General features: G+C 55.1%; 20 protein-coding genes, 1 pseudogene and 1 riboswitch. All 21 genes and pseudogenes read left to right on the top strand.

Features of this window, described 5'->3' with window-relative positions; all coding sequences use genetic code 11:
- Window positions 1-17: 17 nt before the first annotated feature.
- Window positions 18-1,079: an L-threonylcarbamoyladenylate synthase gene (locus PEH01S_RS25385; protein ID WP_164828044.1), complete on the top strand. Its 1,062-nt coding sequence runs from the start codon at window positions 18-20 to the stop codon at window positions 1,077-1,079.
- 190 nt (window positions 1,080-1,269) lie between these two features.
- The gene (locus tag PEH01S_RS25390; protein WP_025850341.1) at window positions 1,270-1,833 is read left to right on the top strand and encodes a manganese efflux pump MntP; all 564 of its coding nucleotides are present in this window, start codon (window positions 1,270-1,272) and stop codon (window positions 1,831-1,833) included.
- Window positions 1,834-1,933: 100 nt separating this feature from the next.
- Window positions 1,934-2,518 (top strand): low molecular weight protein arginine phosphatase, encoded by a 585-nt coding sequence (locus tag PEH01S_RS25395; RefSeq protein WP_127488807.1) that lies wholly within the window; start codon window positions 1,934-1,936, stop codon window positions 2,516-2,518.
- An 81-nt stretch (window positions 2,519-2,599) separates the two neighbouring features.
- A riboswitch (ZMP/ZTP riboswitch) is annotated at window positions 2,600-2,680 on the top strand.
- Window positions 2,681-2,779: 99 nt separating this feature from the next.
- Entirely contained in the window at window positions 2,780-3,238 is a 459-nt protein-coding gene (gene rpiB, locus PEH01S_RS25400) for a ribose 5-phosphate isomerase B (RefSeq protein ID WP_025850343.1), read from the top strand.
- Between the two features lie 33 nt (window positions 3,239-3,271).
- The gene (locus PEH01S_RS25405) at window positions 3,272-3,886 is read left to right on the top strand and encodes a TIGR01440 family protein (protein WP_025850344.1); all 615 of its coding nucleotides are present in this window, start codon (window positions 3,272-3,274) and stop codon (window positions 3,884-3,886) included.
- A 51-nt stretch (window positions 3,887-3,937) separates the two neighbouring features.
- The gene (glyA, locus tag PEH01S_RS25410) at window positions 3,938-5,185 is read left to right on the top strand and encodes a serine hydroxymethyltransferase (protein ID WP_025850345.1); all 1,248 of its coding nucleotides are present in this window, start codon (window positions 3,938-3,940) and stop codon (window positions 5,183-5,185) included.
- 268 nt (window positions 5,186-5,453) lie between these two features.
- Window positions 5,454-6,083, top strand: a complete 630-nt coding sequence (gene upp, locus PEH01S_RS25415) for a uracil phosphoribosyltransferase (protein WP_127488809.1) — start codon at window positions 5,454-5,456, stop codon at window positions 6,081-6,083.
- Window positions 6,084-6,110: 27 nt separating this feature from the next.
- Entirely contained in the window at window positions 6,111-7,253 is a 1,143-nt protein-coding gene (gene wecB, locus PEH01S_RS25420) for a non-hydrolyzing UDP-N-acetylglucosamine 2-epimerase (protein WP_127488811.1), read from the top strand.
- A 173-nt stretch (window positions 7,254-7,426) separates the two neighbouring features.
- Complete coding sequence (locus tag PEH01S_RS25425) at window positions 7,427-7,663, top strand: AtpZ/AtpI family protein (protein WP_025850348.1); 237 nt, start codon at window positions 7,427-7,429, stop codon at window positions 7,661-7,663.
- On the top strand, window positions 7,664-8,029 hold the full coding sequence (locus PEH01S_RS25430) for an ATP synthase subunit I (RefSeq protein WP_025850349.1): 366 nt from the start codon (window positions 7,664-7,666) through the stop codon (window positions 8,027-8,029).
- 26 nt (window positions 8,030-8,055) lie between these two features.
- A complete protein-coding gene (gene atpB / locus PEH01S_RS25435) occupies window positions 8,056-8,829 on the top strand; it encodes a F0F1 ATP synthase subunit A (RefSeq protein ID WP_025850350.1) in 774 nt (257 codons plus the stop codon).
- 81 nt (window positions 8,830-8,910) lie between these two features.
- Window positions 8,911-9,126 (top strand): F0F1 ATP synthase subunit C, encoded by a 216-nt coding sequence (atpE, locus tag PEH01S_RS25440; RefSeq protein WP_025850351.1) that lies wholly within the window; start codon window positions 8,911-8,913, stop codon window positions 9,124-9,126.
- 82 nt (window positions 9,127-9,208) lie between these two features.
- Window positions 9,209-9,694: a F0F1 ATP synthase subunit B gene (atpF, locus tag PEH01S_RS25445; protein WP_025850352.1), complete on the top strand. Its 486-nt coding sequence runs from the start codon at window positions 9,209-9,211 to the stop codon at window positions 9,692-9,694.
- A complete protein-coding gene (locus tag PEH01S_RS25450) occupies window positions 9,691-10,242 on the top strand; it encodes a F0F1 ATP synthase subunit delta (protein WP_127488813.1) in 552 nt (183 codons plus the stop codon). The genes atpF and PEH01S_RS25450 overlap by 4 nt, the downstream gene beginning before the upstream one ends.
- Before the next feature lie 16 nt (window positions 10,243-10,258).
- On the top strand, window positions 10,259-11,773 hold the full coding sequence (gene atpA / locus PEH01S_RS25455; RefSeq protein WP_127488815.1) for a F0F1 ATP synthase subunit alpha: 1,515 nt from the start codon (window positions 10,259-10,261) through the stop codon (window positions 11,771-11,773).
- 153 nt (window positions 11,774-11,926) lie between these two features.
- Window positions 11,927-12,784 (top strand): ATP synthase F1 subunit gamma, encoded by an 858-nt coding sequence (atpG, locus tag PEH01S_RS25460; protein ID WP_025850355.1) that lies wholly within the window; start codon window positions 11,927-11,929, stop codon window positions 12,782-12,784.
- Between the two features lie 137 nt (window positions 12,785-12,921).
- A complete protein-coding gene (gene atpD, locus PEH01S_RS25465) occupies window positions 12,922-14,328 on the top strand; it encodes a F0F1 ATP synthase subunit beta (RefSeq protein ID WP_025850356.1) in 1,407 nt (468 codons plus the stop codon).
- Between the two features lie 209 nt (window positions 14,329-14,537).
- Complete coding sequence (locus PEH01S_RS25470) at window positions 14,538-14,945, top strand: F0F1 ATP synthase subunit epsilon (protein WP_025852943.1); 408 nt, start codon at window positions 14,538-14,540, stop codon at window positions 14,943-14,945.
- Window positions 14,946-15,186: 241 nt separating this feature from the next.
- A complete protein-coding gene (locus PEH01S_RS25475; protein WP_025852942.1) occupies window positions 15,187-15,552 on the top strand; it encodes an NADH-quinone oxidoreductase subunit A in 366 nt (121 codons plus the stop codon).
- Window positions 15,537-16,055 carry a NuoB/complex I 20 kDa subunit family protein gene (locus PEH01S_RS25480; protein ID WP_010500430.1) on the top strand — a complete coding sequence of 173 codons (519 nt, stop codon included), beginning with the start codon at window positions 15,537-15,539 and terminating at the stop codon, window positions 16,053-16,055. The genes PEH01S_RS25475 and PEH01S_RS25480 overlap by 16 nt, the downstream gene beginning before the upstream one ends.
- A pseudogene (locus tag PEH01S_RS25485) lies at window positions 16,052-16,440 on the top strand (hypothetical protein); the annotation flags it as partial. The gene PEH01S_RS25480 and the pseudogene PEH01S_RS25485, both read left to right, overlap by 4 nt.

The raw sequence follows: 16,440 nt of genomic DNA on the forward strand, positions 1-16,440 counted from the left end.
AAAGGAAGATAATGAACATGACGACGGAAACAAAGGTGTGGAAAGTGAGCGCGGAAGCCCCTTCCCGGGAAGCATTGCTCGAAGCAGCCGCGCTGCTGCAGGACGGGCGGACGGTCGCGTTTCCGACCGAGACGGTGTACGGCCTCGGGGCGGACGCGAGGAATACGGAGGCCGTTGCGGACATTTTCGCAGCCAAGGGCAGGCCGTCGGATAACCCGCTCATCGTTCATATCGCCGACAGGTCTCAGCTGGAGGAGCTGGTCGCTCCGCCGGAGGAGGCCGTTTTGCGTTTACTGGACGCCTTCTGGCCGGGACCGCTGACCGTCGTGCTACAGGTCAAGCCGGGCGCGCTGTCTCCGCTCGTTACGGCAGGACTTTCCACGGTCGGGCTGCGCATGCCGGGCCACCCTGTCGCGCTCGGGCTGATCGCGGCCGCCGGCTGCCCGGTCGCTGCTCCAAGCGCGAACCGTTCCGGCCGTCCCAGCCCGACGAAGGCCTCGCACGTGCTGGGCGATCTGGCGGGCCGCATTGCGGGAATCGTTGACGGAGGAGAGGCCGGGGTCGGTCTGGAGTCGACCGTGGTGGAATTTGCGGGCGATGCGCTTTATATTTTGCGGCCCGGCGGGATTACGGCAGACCAGCTTCGCGAAGCGCTGCCGGGTACCCCCGTAGTGGAGCCCCAGGCGGAGCACCGCGAGCCCAACGCTCCGCGCGCGCCGGGCATGAAATATGCGCATTATGCTCCGCGGGGGACGATGGTGCTTGTGCAAGGCGCATCGGACAAGCTCGTGCATGCCTGCATGCAGCGCGAGCTGGACGAAGCCCGGGCGCGAGGCGAGCGCACCGGCGTATTGACCTACGCGGAGCACGCGGACCGCTTCCACGCGGACCATATCGTGCCGTGCGGCCGCTTGGACGCCCTCGAAACGGTCGCCCATGGGCTGTACGCGGCACTGCGCGAGTTCGACGAAGCCGGGGTCGGCTTCATCGCTGCCGAAGCTTGCCCTGAAGAAGGCCTCGGGGCCGCGATTATGAACCGGTTGCGTAAAGCTGCCGGAGGCCGCGTTTTCACGGTGTAGCCTTTTTGGGCAGCTTCGCGTCTTCGGTTCCGTCTGACGGCAATCAAATTCATCGAACGCCGTGAAAGCACCGCCATGGGACTCACCCGCTTTCTGCGGATTCACCTTACTTGTGTCATATTATGGAATTCATGTTTGCCCTCTTGTCCGCATATGTTGGTTAAGAAGAGGACAGGGGGTAGGGGAAAGCATGGATCTGGCATCGCCGCTGCTATGGGGACAATTCATTTCTATCGGGTTTATGGCGCTGGCTCTCGGTTTGGATGCGTTATCACTGGGGCTAGGCATCGGCATGCGGGGCATTCGCAAGCTCGATATTGCCAAAATCAGCATCGTCACCGCCCTGTTCCACATTTTGATGCCGCTCGCGGGAATGTGGACGGGCGGCTATATCAGCGCGCTGATCGGCAAGGTCGCCACGATTGGCGGCGGCATCCTCCTGCTGCTGCTCGGAGCGCACATGGTCTACAGCTCCTTGCGTTCGGAAGAATCCCCGACGTACGATCACCGTTCCTTTTGGGGGCTCATGCTGTTTTCGCTCAGCGTCAGTATCGATTCGTTCTCGGTCGGCGTGTCGCTCGGCATGTTCGCAGGGGATGTCCTCATGACCGTACTCATGTTCGGCACGGCAGGCGGTCTCATGTCGGTTGCCGGGCTGGTGCTTGGCCGAAGGGTCGGCGAATGGGTGGGAGAGTATGGCGAAGCGCTGGGCGGCGTCATTTTGCTTGCGTTTGGCATTCGATTTTTGTTGTGATAGATCCGCATCCGCCCTTGGGCGATTTAGAGGTAAATCGGATGCTTTTGAGGTAATATATAGGGGTAACCCATTTAGATACGAAAGAGGGGAGAATGCGATGAACCGGATCTTGTTCGTATGTACCGGCAATACTTGCCGCAGTCCGATGGCGGAAGGATTGATGCGAAAAATACTGGCGGACGAAGGGCTGGCGGGGATTGAGGTGCGGTCCGCCGGGGTGGCCGCCCAAGACGGGACTCCGATCTCCGAGCACGCGGCGTTTGTGTTGAAATCGAACGGCTGCATAGGGCCTCAGCGTTCCGCTGCTCTTTCGCAATCGACGGTCGAGTGGGCGGATTTGATTCTGACGATGACTTCTGCGCACAAAAGATATACGATTCAACGCTTTCCAGAAACCGTGGACAAGATTCATACTTTGAAGGAATACGTGGAAGCCGATTCGGCAGCCGCGGCGAAAATCGCCGAAGTCGAAAGGCTGATGACCGATATTCAGCTGAAGCAAGCGCTGGCGAAGCCGGTAACGGATGAGGAGCGGTCCCGTATCGTAACGCTGCAGCGGGAACTGCCGAATCCGGACATCGCCGACCCGTTCGGCGGCTCGCTTCAGCAGTACGAGAGCTGTGCGGCCGAAATTCACGCCTGTCTAATCAAGCTTGCAGCCAAGCTGAAAGATGCCCGCTAAAGCTCCTTAGGTTACCGCTCAGGCGGCAAGATAGGCTTTACAGCGGGCGCAGAATCGGATATGATGGACGTATACATGAAGGAATCCCGATGTAACTGGCGACGAGTGGGGGCAACCACAGTGGAGCATCGGGTCATACGGCCGGTCGCCTGGGCAAAGAGCATCGCAAGCGGACACGCATGCGTCATGCTCTTTTTTCGTTTTTGTCGCGGTTTGGGTTATAATGAAATCGACATTAGCGAGGAGGCGAATTAAAGAAAAATGAAAATTGCAATGGGTGCGGATCATGCGGGGTACCGACTGAAGGACGAGCTGAAGCCGCTGATCGAATCGTTGGGACACGAGGTTCAAGATTACGGCTGCAGCTGCGCCGATTCCGTCGATTACCCGGATTATGCGCTGGCGGTGTGCGAGAAGGTGGCAGCGGGGGAAGCGGACAAAGGCATTCTGATTTGCGGGACGGGCATCGGCATGACCATCGCGGCCAACAAAGTGCCGGGCATCCGCTGCGCGCTCGTGCACGATTTGTTTTCCGCCAAAGCGACGCGGGAGCATAACGATTCGAACGTGCTCGCGCTGGGCGAGCGGGTCGTCGGCCCGGGGGTCGCGCAGGAAATCGTCAAGATTTGGCTCGAAACCGAGTTTTCGGAAGGCGAACGCCACCGGAACCGGGTGAACAAGGTCAAAGCGCTCGAAGATAAGTTCGCCATACATCCTTAAATCGCCACACGGCAGGAAAAGAGGGTGAAATCGATGACCGAACAGCCGAACGTTACTAGCGGAAAGGAAGCGGATTCGCCTGTTTCAGCCGTCCGTGCGCAAGTCGAAACGATCGTCCGGGAACTGGTTCAGGCCGGGAAAATCGAGCCGGGTCAGCTTATCGTGATCGGGACGAGCACGAGCGAAGTGCTCGGCCGCCATATCGGCACCGGAGGCAGCGAAGCGGTCGCCAGGGAGATCTATGAAGCGGTCGAAGCGGTAAGGGCGGAAACCGGCTTCTTCCCGGTGTATCAATGCTGCGAGCATTTGAACCGGGCGCTTGTCGTGGAGCGGGAAGCGATGCGGCGGTACGGATTGGAGCAGGTGAGCGTCATTCCGATGCCGAAGGCCGGGGGTTCCATGGCCTCTTATGCCTACCGGAAGCTGGCCGACGCCGTCGTCGTCGAGACCGTGGCGGCGCATGCCGGTATCGATATCGGAGGCACATTGATCGGGATGCATTTGAAGCGCGTAGCCGTACCGGTCCGGCCGTCGATCCGGCAGATCGGCGAGGCGCCCGTGCTGATGGCGGTCACCCGTCCGAAGCTGATCGGCGGAGCCCGCGCCGTCTATTCGGCAGAGCCGCCGCGTGAAGGAAGCTGCGATTAACAGTCATAATTCCAAATAAATCATTTTAACTATGAGGAGGATTTATTCATTATGGAACAGTTGCGTAAACAAGATCCGAAAATCGTCGAGGCGATGAACCTGGAGCTCGGCCGTCAACGCGACAAAATCGAGCTGATCGCTTCCGAGAACTTTGTCAGCCAAGCCGTGCTTGAAGCGATGGGTACGGTGCTGACCAACAAATATGCCGAAGGCTATCCGCATAAGCGCTACTACGGCGGCTGCGAATACGTCGATATCGTAGAGGACATTGCCCGCGACCGCGCGAAAGAACTGTTCGGCGCCGAGCATGCGAATGTGCAGCCGCACTCCGGCGCGCAGGCGAACATGGCTGTCTATCTTGCGGCAGTGAAGCCCGGCGATACGATTCTCGGCATGAACTTGTCCCACGGCGGTCACTTGACGCACGGCAGCCCGGTGAACGCGTCCGGCATTCTGTACAATTTCGTCGAGTACGGCGTATCCGAGAAAGATGCCCGCATCGATTACGACGACGTCCGCAAAGCGGCGTTCAAGCATAGACCCCGCCTGATCGTAGCGGGCGCAAGCGCGTACTCGCGTACGATCGACTTTGAAGCGCTCGGCAAAATCGCCGAAGACGTAGGCGCGCTCTTCATGGTGGACATGGCGCATATCGCGGGTCTGGTCGCAGCCGGTCTGCACCCGAATCCGGTGCCGCATGCGCACTTCGTCACGACGACGACGCACAAAACGCTTCGCGGTCCGCGCGGCGGTTTGATTTTGTGCCGCAAGCCTTGGGCGGCGGCGATCGATAAAGCAGTCTTCCCGGGCACGCAAGGCGGTCCGTTGATGCACATCATCGCAGCGAAAGCCGTAGCGTTCGGCGAAGCGCTCCAACCGGAGTTCAAGACGTACGCGCAAAACGTCATCAACAACGCCAAAGCGCTGGCCGAAGCTTTGTCGGCCGAAGGCATCAACATCGTGTCCGGCGGTACGGACAACCACTTGATGCTCATCGACCTGCGCAGCCTGAACATTACCGGTAAAGAAGCCGAGCATCTGCTTGATGAAGTCGGCGTTACCGTCAACAAAAACGCGATTCCGTACGACCCGACCAGCCCGTTCGTAACAAGCGGCATCCGTCTGGGCACGCCGGCGGCAACGTCCCGCGGCATGAACGAAGAAGCGATGAAAACGATCGCGAAGATCATCTCTCTTACCCTGAAAAATCCGTCCGACGCGGCGGTGCATGACAAGGTGCGCGGGATGGTTAAAGATTTGACCGCACAGTTCCCGCTTTATTCGGGGCTTCAATATTAATTCCATTTTTTGCAAAAGAATCGGACCTTCCGCGTGAAGGGGCCGGTTCTTTTGTGTTGTTCGCTTCGGGTGGTCTCAAGATGCTCCAGCTATGCTCGGATCCTGGCTAATGGCAGGTTTGCCGCCCTTACCGCGTGTAGATTTTATTGTTCCACGTGGATCATTTTTACCGAAGCTGCATATTTTTCACGCGATTTGGGATTACTTCTTATAGTTGTGGTATAATAGACAAGGTTTGGCTTCATAGCGTTAGTAGGGGGAGCAAGGCATGGGAAAAGTGTTTGTTTGCGATCATCCGCTGATCCAACATAAGTTAACGTACATACGGGACGAAAATACGACAACGAAAGACTTTCGCGAGCTTGTCGACGAGGTGGCCACGCTGATGGCCTACGAAATTACAAGAGACATTCCGCTGGAGAAGGTGAAGGTGCGCACGCCCGTAACCACGGCGGAAGGCCGGGTCATTTCCGGGCGGATGCTCGGGCTTATCCCGATTCTAAGGGCAGGGCTCGGTATGGTGGACGGCGTCCTGAAGCTCGTTCCGGCAGCCAAAGTGGGTCACATCGGATTGTACCGGGACCCGGAAACGCTGGAGCCGGTTGAATACTACGCCAAGCTGCCGACGGACGTCACGGAGCGCGAGCTGATCGTAATCGATCCGATGCTGGCTACGGGAGGGTCGGCTAATGCGGCTATCGAGGCGCTCAAGAAGCGCCGCTGCACCCAGATCAAGCTCATGTGCCTGATCGCCGCTCCCGAAGGCGTCCAAGCCGTACAACAGGCGCATCCGGACGTTGATATTTACGTAGCGGCCATCGACGATTATTTGGACGACCACGGCTATATCGTGCCGGGGCTCGGGGACGCGGGCGACCGGTTATTCGGAACGAAATAAAGGTTCGGGAAGGGGAAACCGCAAAGCATGAAAAAAACCAAAGTCATTACGATTTTCGGGACAAGGCCGGAAGCCATCAAGATGGCTCCGCTGGTGAAAGAACTGGAGAAGCATCCGGATAAGATCGAGTCGCTCGTATGCGTTACGGCGCAGCACCGCCAGATGCTCGATCAAGTGCTCGATATTTTCAAAATCAAGCCCGACTACGATCTGGACGTCATGAAGGACCGCCAGACGTTGAACGAAATCACCATTCGCGTGCTGCAGGGACTTGACCCCGTGTTCAAGGAAGAGAAGCCGGACCTCATTCTCGTTCATGGCGATACGCTGACAACGTTCCTTGCCAGCTATGCGGCATTTCTGCAGCAGATTCAAGTCGGGCACGTGGAAGCCGGACTGCGGACGTGGAACAAGCTCTCGCCGTACCCGGAAGAGATGAACCGTCAGCTTACGGGCGTGCTGGCCGATATGCATTTTGCGCCGACGAATTGGTCCGCTGGCAACCTGCGTAAAGAAAATAAGCCCGAGAACGCGATCTATGTCACTGGCAACAGCGTGACGGATGTGTTTCAATATACGGTACAGGAGCAGTTTACCCATCCGGTGCTGGATTGGGCCAAGGGCAAGCGCCTCGTGCTGATGACCGCTCACCGCCGGGAGTCGCAGGGCGAGCCGCACCGGCAAATTTTCCGCGCCGTGCGCAGACTGGTCGACGAGTTTGAAGATATTGTCATCGTGTATCCGGTGCATCCGAGTCCGGCCGTCAAGGAACCGGCACACGAGATGCTCGGCGGGCATGAACGGATCAAGCTGCTTGAGCCGTTCGACGTGCTGGAGTTCCACAACTTTTACCGGCATGCGCACCTGATCCTGACCGATTCGGGCGGGATGCAGGAGGAAGCTCCTTCGTTCGGGGTGCCGGTGCTCGTGCTGCGCGAAACGACGGAGCGGCCTGAAGGCATCGATGCCGGGACGCTGGAGCTGGTGGGGACGGACGAACAGCATGTCTATGAACGGGCGAAAGCGCTGCTCAGCGACGAGGCGCTGTACGAGAGAATGAGCCGTTCGGCCAATCCTTATGGCGACGGAAAGGCGTCCGAACGGATCGTTCAGGCCATCCTTTACCATTTTGGTCATACGACGGACAGACCGGAGCCGTTCCAACCGTGACAATATATTGACAAACGCTACAGCGTACAGTTGCACTGTTTGGTTTGAAAGCCAAAAAAACCTTGATATATCAACGTTTTTGTGATTTTTGTCATAGAAATAATGCCAAGTTGCACAATTGACAAAAATGACTTTGCTTCGATAAAATATACTAGGATTGTAGGGTGGCATCCATGAATGAAAAGGATCCGTACAATCAGCCTTGGCGCGCGGCCGCTTTGGTCAGCGCTTTGGGGATCGACATTGTCGTATGCACAACGATTGGGTATTTCATAGGGAGCTTGGCCGACAAACATTGGGGTGGCGGTACGAAGACTTGGGTGATCGGCGGGGTATTGATTGGTTTTGCAATCGGTATCTTTACGGTCGTACTGGTACTAAAACGGTTTCTGGAGGACAAACGGGAATAAATGAAGAACCAGTTAAAGTCTGTTGTGCGTGTTACGCTGTATTTTTTGTCTGCCCTGCTGCTGGTTTGGGCGTTCATGCCGGCTTACCGGACATACGTGTGCGGATTGATGCTCGGCCTGGCGGTCAGCCTGATCAACGCCTGGCTTTTGGCCATGAAAATTGAATCGGTTTCCCGGAACGCAAACGAATACATGGGCAAGCGAGTCAATTTGGGAACGGTCTCCAGGATGTGCATGGCGCTAATCGCGGTGATGATCGCCGTGAAGCTGCCGCAATTCAACCTTGTTTTTACCATCATTGGATTATTTTTCGTCCAATTGGTAACACTCCTGATGGGTTTACTTTTTAGAAGAAATCAATCGTAGTGCATGGAAAGGAGGGAAATGTAAAAATGCATAAGTTTCCGGTTTTACAGCTCGGGGGACTGAATATCGATATCTCCACGTTTCTGGCGATTATCGTTACTTGCGTCATCGTGTTCATTCTGGCACGGTTATCCGTAAGGAACTTGTCCGTTACCAATCCTTCCAAAATGCAAAACTTTTTGGAATGGGTCGTCGAGTTCGTGCACAATATTATTGCCAGCACTATGCCTTTAAACAGAGTGAAGCCTTATATTTCTCTGGGCATGACCTTGATTATGTTTATTTTTGTAGCCAACCTGTTGGGGCTTCCCTTCGGTATCGTTACTACGCATGACCAACCGCTGACGCTGTTCGGTTATACGATCGTTTCCGAAGAGATGATCAAAAGCGCCCACGGCGGTCACGGAGTCGAGGTGGCTTGGTGGAAATCGCCGACAGCCGATGTATCGGTCACTTTCGGGCTTGCTGTGATCATATTTGTGCTGACGCATTATTTAGGTCTTAAGCTTAATACCAAGCATTATTTGAAGCATTACTTCGAACCGTTCTGGTTCTTCTTCCCTCTGAATGTAATCAAGGAAATTTCGAAGCCTCTGACGCTCGGTTTGCGTTTGTACGCGAACATTTTTGCGGGCGAGGTGCTGATCGCCACCATCTTGATGGCTGGTATCTTTGGAACTCCGCTGCTTATCGCATGGCAAGGCTTCAGTATTTTCGTCGGCGCGATTCAGGCGTTCCTGTTCACGATTCTTACCATGGTTTACATTTCGCAAGCTACCGTGCATGAGGAAGGTCATTAATCCGGTGGCCGCTTCATGCCAGTCGCGAATTTTAAGAAAACAAATTAAAAAACTAGTGATCAGTTGAGGAGGATTTTAACAATGGAATTTTTAGCAGCAGCTTTGGCAATCGGTTTGGGCGCGCTTGGCGCGGGTATCGGTAACGGTTTGATCGTCAGCAAAACAGTTGAAGGTATCGCTCGTCAGCCTGAACTCCGCGGTACTCTGCAAACGACTATGTTTATCGGTGTAGGTATCGTCGAGGTTGTGCCGATTATCGGTGTCGTACTCGGATTCCTGATCTTCTTCGGTGCTTAATTGAATGAAATCGGTTTGGCGCGGAAGGCCTGAGCCATCCACGCCTTCGTTTTGCCTGAAATGACTGAAAGGAGTGGCATGGATGGGTTGGCATTGGGAGTCATTTGTATTTGCGATCGTAGCCTTTCTGATCCTGTATTGGCTATTGAATAAATACGCTTTCGGACCTTTGATGGGAATCATGGAAGCGCGCAAGCGCATGCTTGCCGAGCAAATCGAATCTACAGACAAAAATCGCCGTGAAGCGGAGCAACTGCTTGCCGAACAAAAGCAAGCGATGCAGGATGTTCGCAAGGAAGCTCACGAGATTATCGAGCAGGCCCGCAAAGTAAGCGCCAAGCAAGGCGAAGAAATCGTGGAGCAAGCGAAATCGGAGGCGGCTCGTTTGAAAAACGAAGCGCTTCAGGATATCGAAAGCGAGAAAAACAAAGCGATTGCGGCCGTTCGCGGTCAAGTCAGCGCTTTGTCCGTCATGATCGCTTCCAAAATTATCGAGAAGCAAGTTGACGAGAAGTCCCAGGAAGAGTTGGTTGAACACTACTTGAAAGAAGTAGGGGGCAACCGATGAGCCAGGATCTGATCGCAGCCAAAAGGTACGCCAAGGCATTATTCGATGTCGCTAGGGAGTCCGACCGGGTTGCTCAAGTCGAGCAAGAGCTCGGAAAGGTCATTGCGGTCTTAAACGAGAATCCGGACCTGTTCAAGCTCATCAAGCATCCGGGCATCGAGGCTGATGTAAAGATCGGGTTGATCAAGCAAATCTTCGATGCGGACGTATCCGAAGTTGTTGTTAACACGCTGAAGCTGCTCATCCAACGCCGCCGGGAAGAATCCCTGGAAGCTTTCGTGACAGCTTACGGCAAAATCGCCAGCGATGCGCTCGGTCAAGCGAACGCCACGGTATACACGCCTGTGGAGCTCAGCGAAGCGGAGCTCGGCACCATTGCCGAAACGTTCGGCAAATTAACCGGCAAACAAATCCGTGTGGATTCGGTTCTCGATAAAAGATTGCTCGGCGGCATTCAAGTCCGCATCGGCGACCGTTTGTATGACGGAAGCTTGGCGGGCAAGCTCGAGCGTCTGCACAAAACGTTGAATCAATCTCAAGCACTGTAGATAGGGGTGAGGGAATTTGAGTATCAGACCGGAAGAAATCAGCACGCTGATTAAGCAGCAGATTGAACAATATAAATCCGAGATTCAAGTGGTTGACGTAGGTACGGTTATTCAGGTCGGCGACGGTATCGCCCGTGCTCACGGCTTGGAGAACGTCATGGCAGGCGAACTGCTCGAGTTTCCCAACGGCGTGTTGGGATACGCGTTTAACCTTGAGGAAAGCAACGTAGGTATCGTTATTTTGGGACCTTACACCGACATCCGCGAAGGCGACCAAGTGAAACGTACCGGCCGCATCATGGAAGTTCCCGTTGGCGAGGAACTGCTGGGCCGCGTCGTGAACCCGCTCGGTCAACCGGTAGACGGCAAAGGTCCGATTAACACGACGAATTTCCGCGCAATCGAGTCTCCGGCTCCGGGCGTTATGGCTCGTAAATCGGTTCATGAGCCGATGCAAACCGGGATTAAAGCGATCGACGCGATGATTCCTGTCGGCCGCGGTCAGCGCGAGCTGATCATCGGCGACCGTCAAACGGGTAAAACCGCAATCGCGATCGATACGATCATCAACCAAAAAGGCAACGGCGTAAAATGTATTTATGTTGCGATCGGACAAAAGCAATCCACCGTTGTCGGCGTCGTAGAGCAGCTGCGTAAAGCAGGCGCGCTCGACTACACGATCGTGGTTACCGCTTCGGCTTCCGAGCCGTCCCCGATGCTGTGGCTTGCTCCTTATGCAGGCTGCGCGATGGGCGAGTACTTCATGTACAAAGGCGAGCACGTCCTGATCGTTTACGACGACTTGTCCAAACAAGCGGCAGCATACCGCGAGCTGTCCTTGCTGCTTCGCCGTCCTCCGGGCCGGGAAGCTTATCCGGGCGACGTCTTCTATCTGCACTCCCGTTTGCTGGAGCGCGCTGCAAAATTGAACGACGAGCTGGGCGGAGGCTCGATCACCGCGCTGCCGTTTATCGAAACGCAAGCAGGCGACGTATCCGCATATATCCCGACCAACGTAATCTCGATTACGGACGGACAGATCTTCCTGGAGTCCGACCTGTTCTACTCCGGCCAACGTCCGGCGGTTAACGTCGGTATCTCGGTATCCCGGGTAGGGGGCTCCGCGCAAACGAAAGCGATGAAAAAAGTTGCCGGTACACTCCGCGTCGACTTGGCTCAATACCGCGAGCTTGCCGCATTCGCACAGTTCGGTTCTGACCTGGATAAAGCGACGCAAAGCCGTTTGAACCGTGGTGAGCGCACGCTTGAAATCTTGAAGCAAGGCGTGAACCAGCCGATGAGTCTGGAGCGTCAAGTGGCTTCCCTCTTTACGGTCGTCAGAGGTCATCTGGACGATATCCCGGTTAAAGACGTGCTTCGCTTCGAATCCGAGTTCTTGGCATATCTGGACTCCAGCCGTCCGGAAATTCTCCAAAGCATCCGCGACACGAAAGACTTGACGGCGGACAACGAGAAAGCATTGACGGACGCGATCGGACAGTTCAAAAGAAGCTTCTCGGTTTCCGAATAATATATAATTACCCCGGGAATCTGGTGAAGAAACCCGGTGCTCCACGATAAGCCTGAAACAAGCGTTTCGATGAAGGTTCTCCCTTGCGGAAGCTTCTGGCCGTTCAGGCCTGCGGAAGCAAGCGGAGAAGCCTCGAAAGAGAGGTGAGCAGGTATGGCAAAAGGGATGCGCGAGATTAAGCGCGCGATCAGATCCAAGCAAAACATGAAGCAAATAACCAAGGCCATGGAAATGGTTGCGGCTTCCAAGCTTAGAAGAGCCCAAATGGCGGCGGAGTCCGCCCGTCCTTACGCGGATAAGCTGAAGGAAGTGGTCGGCAGCATCGCTGCGGGAACGAAGGGTGTGAAGCACCCGATGCTCGAAACCCGCGAGGTGAAAAAGACCGGTTATTTGGTAATCACGTCCGACCGCGGTCTGGCCGGCGGCTACAACGCCAACGTGTTGCGGAAGGTGATGGCGGAAATTCGTGAAAAGCACAGCTCTTCTGCCGAGTATTCGATCTTCGTGATCGGGCGCAAAGGCAGAGACTTTTTCAAGAAACGGAACATTCCGATTCTGGAGGAAGTCACCGGACTTCCCGATTCGCCGACGTTCTCGGATATCAAATCCATCGCAGCTGCGGCGGTAGGTAATTTCGAGAACGGGTCGTACGATCAGTTGTTCTTGGTCTACAACCAGTTTAAAAATGCGATGACTCAAATCCCGACCGTCAAACGCCTTCTCCCGATGGAAGACGTGTCCGTCGAAACAACGTCTGCCTACGAATATGAGCCGTCTGCCGAAGGCGTATTGGAAGTGCTCCTTCCCAAGTATGCCGAGACGCTTATCTACAGCGCGTTATTGGATGGAAAGGCCAGCGAGTTCGGGGCTAGAATGACGGCAATGAGCAGCGCGACGAAGAACGCGACGAAGATGATCAACGAGTTGACGTTGTCGTACAACCGTGCGCGGCAGGCTTCGATTACGCAGGAAATTTCCGAGATCGTCGCCGGTGCGAACGCTCAAAGCTAGTTGATTAAGATGCACGAATGGCCTTGCTCCGGCAAGGCTCGGATATATGCTTACGATGCAGTTTTGCCTGCGGCAAAACTTAGGCGGATGCTTACGAAGACAGTTTTGCCATAGGCAAAACTTTGAGGAGGGAAAACATGAGCAAAGGGCGCGTTGTGAATATCACAGGGCCGGTCGTTGACATTGAGTTTGAACGTGGACACCTCCCTGAGATTTTGAATGCCATTAAGATTGAAAAGAAAGCCGAAAAACAAGGCGAGCATGACATCAGCCTGACGGTTGAAGCTGCGGTACATCTCGGCGACAACCTGGTTCGTTGTGTCGCTATGTCTTCCACGGACGGTCTGGTGCGCGGTATGGAAGTAACCGACACCGGCGCTCCGATTTCCGTACCGGTAGGTCCGGCTACGCTGGGCCGCGTATTTAACGTACTGGGCGATCCGATCGACGGAACGGCTGAGATCGACCGGACGCTCACCAGCCCGATTCATAAAGCCGCTCCTGCGTTCGACAACCTGTCGACGAAGGCGGAAATCCTTGAAACGGGGATTAAAGTTATCGACTTGATGGCTCCTTATGCGAAGGGCGGTAAGATCGGTCTCTTCGGCGGTGCGGGCGTAGGTAAAACCGTTACGATGCAGGAGCTGATCCACAACATCGCTCAAGAGCACGGCGGTATCTCCGTATTCGCGGGCGTAGGCGAAAGAACGCGTGAAGGTAACGACCTTTACCACGAGATGAAGGATTCCGGCGTTATCTCGAAAACCGCGATGGTTTTCGGACAGATGAACGAGCCGCCGGGTGCGCGTCTTCGCGTGGCATTGTCCGGCTTGACGATGGCGGAATATTTCCGCGACGAAGAAGGCCGCGACGTGCTTCTGTTTATCGACAACATCTTCCGCTTTACCCAAGCGGGTTCCGAGGTTTCCGCATTGCTCGGCCGTATGCCTTCCGCGGTAGGTTACCAGCCGACGCTGGCTACCGAGATGGGTCAGCTGCAAGAGCGGATCACTTCGACGAAAAAAGGTTCCGTTACTTCCATCCAGGCGATTTACGTTCCGGCGGACGACTATACCGACCCGGCTCCGGCAACGGCATTTGCCCACTTGGACGCAACGACGAACCTGGAGCGCAGCATCGCTGCCGCCGGTATTTTCCCTGCGGTAGACCCGCTCGCATCGTCTTCCCGGATTTTGACGCCGGAAATTCTCGGCGAAGAGCACTACAATGTCGCTCAAGGCGTAAAACGGATTCTTCAGCGTTATAAAGAGCTGCTCGATATTATCGCGATCTTGGGTATGGACGAGTTGTCCGACGAGGACAAAATGGTCGTGCACCGCGCTCGCCGTCTCCGTTTGTTCCTGTCCCAGCCGCTTCACGTGGCCGAGGCGTTCAACGGGATTCCTGGTCTGTACGTGCCGGTTAAAGAAACCGTCCGCAGCTTCAAAGAAATTCTCGAAGGCAAGCACGACAACCTTCCGGAGCCTGCGTTCCACAACGTGGGTACGATTGAAGACGCGATCGAAAAGGCAAAAACGCTGTAATGAAATAGAATGCTGCTGAAGGCCGATTCCGTCAAAGAATCGGGCTTCGGCGGCAAAACGGCTTTTGAAATAAAAAGCCGATTAATGCTTACGATGCGGCTTTCTAACGAAAGCCCAGCTTATGCTTACGAAGTAGTTTGCCCCTAGGCAAACTCAGCTAATGCTTACGATGTGGCTTTCTAACGAAAGCCCTTAGGAGGGGAATCCAAGTGAGCACATTCCTGTTGGAAATCGTCACCCCCGAGCGTAAAGTGTACGCCGAGCAGGCGAACATGATTGTCGTAAAGGGCGTTGAAGGGGAGCTTGGAATTCTGCCGAATCACATTCCGCTGGTCACTCCATTACGAATCGCTCCGATTACTGTGAAGAAACGCGGGTCGAAAGACGAAGTTATCGCAGTGAACGGCGGTTTTATGGAAGTGCGCAAGGATAAGGTGGTTATACTGGCGGAAAGCGCCGAGCTGCCGGAACAAATCGATGTCGAGCGTGCACAGAAAGCGAAAGAACGGGCGCAAAGTCGGTTGTCTCAAGCCAAACAAGACCATATCGACTTCAAGCGGGCGGAACTCGCTTTGCAGCGTGCATTGAATCGAATTGACGTCTCTGGGAAAAAATAATAAATGAACCAAAAAGACGGGGGAACACGGTTCCTTCGTCTTTTTTTCTAGTCTTCCTTGAACTGGACGAGTAATATAGAGAATTAGGCTTTCCGACTTATGAAGGCATTGTGAAAGTGGATGAAAATGTTAGACACCCCAAATGGCATTTGTTATAATTGGGAAGGCATAACTTTAACAACAGTCCTGCAGGGGAACATGCAGGCGGGACCCAATATAATAGGGAGGCGGTTCGTTGGCGATGTACATGAACAATTACGTGGTCGTAACGATTTTTCTCTTCTTAGCGGTATTGCTTCCAATTGCAGCGCTTACAATCGGTCGCTGGCTCCGTCCCTACAGACCGGTGGAGGAAAAGTATACGACTTATGAAAGCGGTAACGAACCGGTAGGTACGGGCCATGTCCGATTCAACATCCGGTATTACCTGTTTGCGCTGATGTTTGTCATCTTCGATGTGGAAACCGTATTTTTGTACCCATGGGCCGTTGCTTATAAGCAATTAGGCTTGTTTGCGCTTGTAGAGATGTGCATATTTGTAGGCTTGCTGATCATAGGCTTACTCTACGCTTGGAAGAAGAAGGTGCTGCAATGGACTTCAATTTAGAGAGCATTACGCCTGAGGAACGGCAAGAGCTGGAGCGCAACGTGTTCATGACCACGCTGGAGCAGGTGAAGGCGTGGGCCCGCAGCAACTCGCTGTGGCCGTTGACTTTCGGACTTGCTTGCTGCGCTATTGAAATGATGGGCACGGGCGCGTCCCATTACGATCTGGACCGTTTTGGTGTCATTTTCCGGACGTCCCCGCGCCAGTCGGACGTGATGATCGTCGCCGGCACGGTGACGAAGAAGATGGCCCCGCTATTGAGGCGTTTGTACGAGCAGATGCCGGAGCCCAAATGGGTCATTGCGATGGGCTCCTGTGCCACGGCGGGCGGCCCGTATGTGAAATCGTACGCGGTAGTGAAGGGCGTTGACCAAGTCGTTCCGGTCGATGTATATATTCCCGGCTGTCCGCCGAATCCGGCCGCCCTGATCTACGGCATCAACAAGCTGCAGGAAAAAATCCGCTATGAAGCGAAAACCGGTAAGCAGGTGACCAATCGATGAGCGAGGAGCAAAAGCGAGAGAAAGCTGATGCGGCCGCTGCCGAAGAGCAAAAGCAATCGAAAGCGGACGCCAGCGCAAAGCCGTCGGGCGATCAGGCGGAAACGGCCTCCAGCGAGCAGCCGACGACGGGTGAAAATGCGAAAGCGAACGCAGGCGATCAACTTGCGAGCGATAGAGTGAAAGCGGGTGCAGCCGGCGAGCAGGCGAGCGATACGGCGAAAGTGAGCGTAAGCCAAGCGTCCGCCGGGGAAGCGGTCGCAGGCGAAGACGCTCCCGCGAAGGGCGGCGCAGAGGCACGCGGGGGCGCGAAAGCCGCTGGCGGCGAAGCGCCCGAGGCGAAGCCCAAGGCGTCCGCGGCGCCGATGAGCGGCGAGCCGACGGCAGC

The sequence above is a fragment of the Paenibacillus ehimensis NBRC 15659 genome (genome assembly GCF_004000785.1).
Classification (GTDB): Bacteria; Bacillota; Bacilli; order Paenibacillales; family NBRC-103111; genus Paenibacillus_G; species Paenibacillus_G ehimensis.

What these genes read in the sequence shown, in the direction of transcription:
- atpE (WP_025850351.1), top strand. Translation starts at nt 8,911, where the DNA reads ATGGAATTTTTAGCAGCAGCTTTGGCAATCGGTTTGGGCGCGCTTGGC.
- atpG (WP_025850355.1), top strand. Translation starts at nt 11,927, where the DNA reads ATGGCAAAAGGGATGCGCGAGATTAAGCGCGCGATCAGATCCAAGCAA.
- wecB (WP_127488811.1), top strand. Translation starts at nt 6,111, where the DNA reads ATGAAAAAAACCAAAGTCATTACGATTTTCGGGACAAGGCCGGAAGCC.
- PEH01S_RS25395 (WP_127488807.1), top strand. Translation starts at nt 1,934, where the DNA reads ATGAACCGGATCTTGTTCGTATGTACCGGCAATACTTGCCGCAGTCCG.
- PEH01S_RS25390 (WP_025850341.1), top strand. Translation starts at nt 1,270, where the DNA reads ATGGATCTGGCATCGCCGCTGCTATGGGGACAATTCATTTCTATCGGG.
- glyA (WP_025850345.1), top strand. Translation starts at nt 3,938, where the DNA reads ATGGAACAGTTGCGTAAACAAGATCCGAAAATCGTCGAGGCGATGAAC.
- atpD (WP_025850356.1), top strand. Translation starts at nt 12,922, where the DNA reads ATGAGCAAAGGGCGCGTTGTGAATATCACAGGGCCGGTCGTTGACATT.
- PEH01S_RS25385 (WP_164828044.1), top strand. Translation starts at nt 18, where the DNA reads ATGACGACGGAAACAAAGGTGTGGAAAGTGAGCGCGGAAGCCCCTTCC.
- PEH01S_RS25475 (WP_025852942.1), top strand. Translation starts at nt 15,187, where the DNA reads ATGTACATGAACAATTACGTGGTCGTAACGATTTTTCTCTTCTTAGCG.
- PEH01S_RS25405 (WP_025850344.1), top strand. Translation starts at nt 3,272, where the DNA reads ATGACCGAACAGCCGAACGTTACTAGCGGAAAGGAAGCGGATTCGCCT.
- PEH01S_RS25480 (WP_010500430.1), top strand. Translation starts at nt 15,537, where the DNA reads ATGGACTTCAATTTAGAGAGCATTACGCCTGAGGAACGGCAAGAGCTG.
- atpB (WP_025850350.1), top strand. Translation starts at nt 8,056, where the DNA reads ATGCATAAGTTTCCGGTTTTACAGCTCGGGGGACTGAATATCGATATC.
- PEH01S_RS25430 (WP_025850349.1), top strand. Translation starts at nt 7,664, where the DNA reads ATGAAGAACCAGTTAAAGTCTGTTGTGCGTGTTACGCTGTATTTTTTG.
- atpF (WP_025850352.1), top strand. Translation starts at nt 9,209, where the DNA reads ATGGGTTGGCATTGGGAGTCATTTGTATTTGCGATCGTAGCCTTTCTG.
- PEH01S_RS25450 (WP_127488813.1), top strand. Translation starts at nt 9,691, where the DNA reads ATGAGCCAGGATCTGATCGCAGCCAAAAGGTACGCCAAGGCATTATTC.
- upp (WP_127488809.1), top strand. Translation starts at nt 5,454, where the DNA reads ATGGGAAAAGTGTTTGTTTGCGATCATCCGCTGATCCAACATAAGTTA.
- rpiB (WP_025850343.1), top strand. Translation starts at nt 2,780, where the DNA reads ATGAAAATTGCAATGGGTGCGGATCATGCGGGGTACCGACTGAAGGAC.
- PEH01S_RS25425 (WP_025850348.1), top strand. Translation starts at nt 7,427, where the DNA reads ATGAATGAAAAGGATCCGTACAATCAGCCTTGGCGCGCGGCCGCTTTG.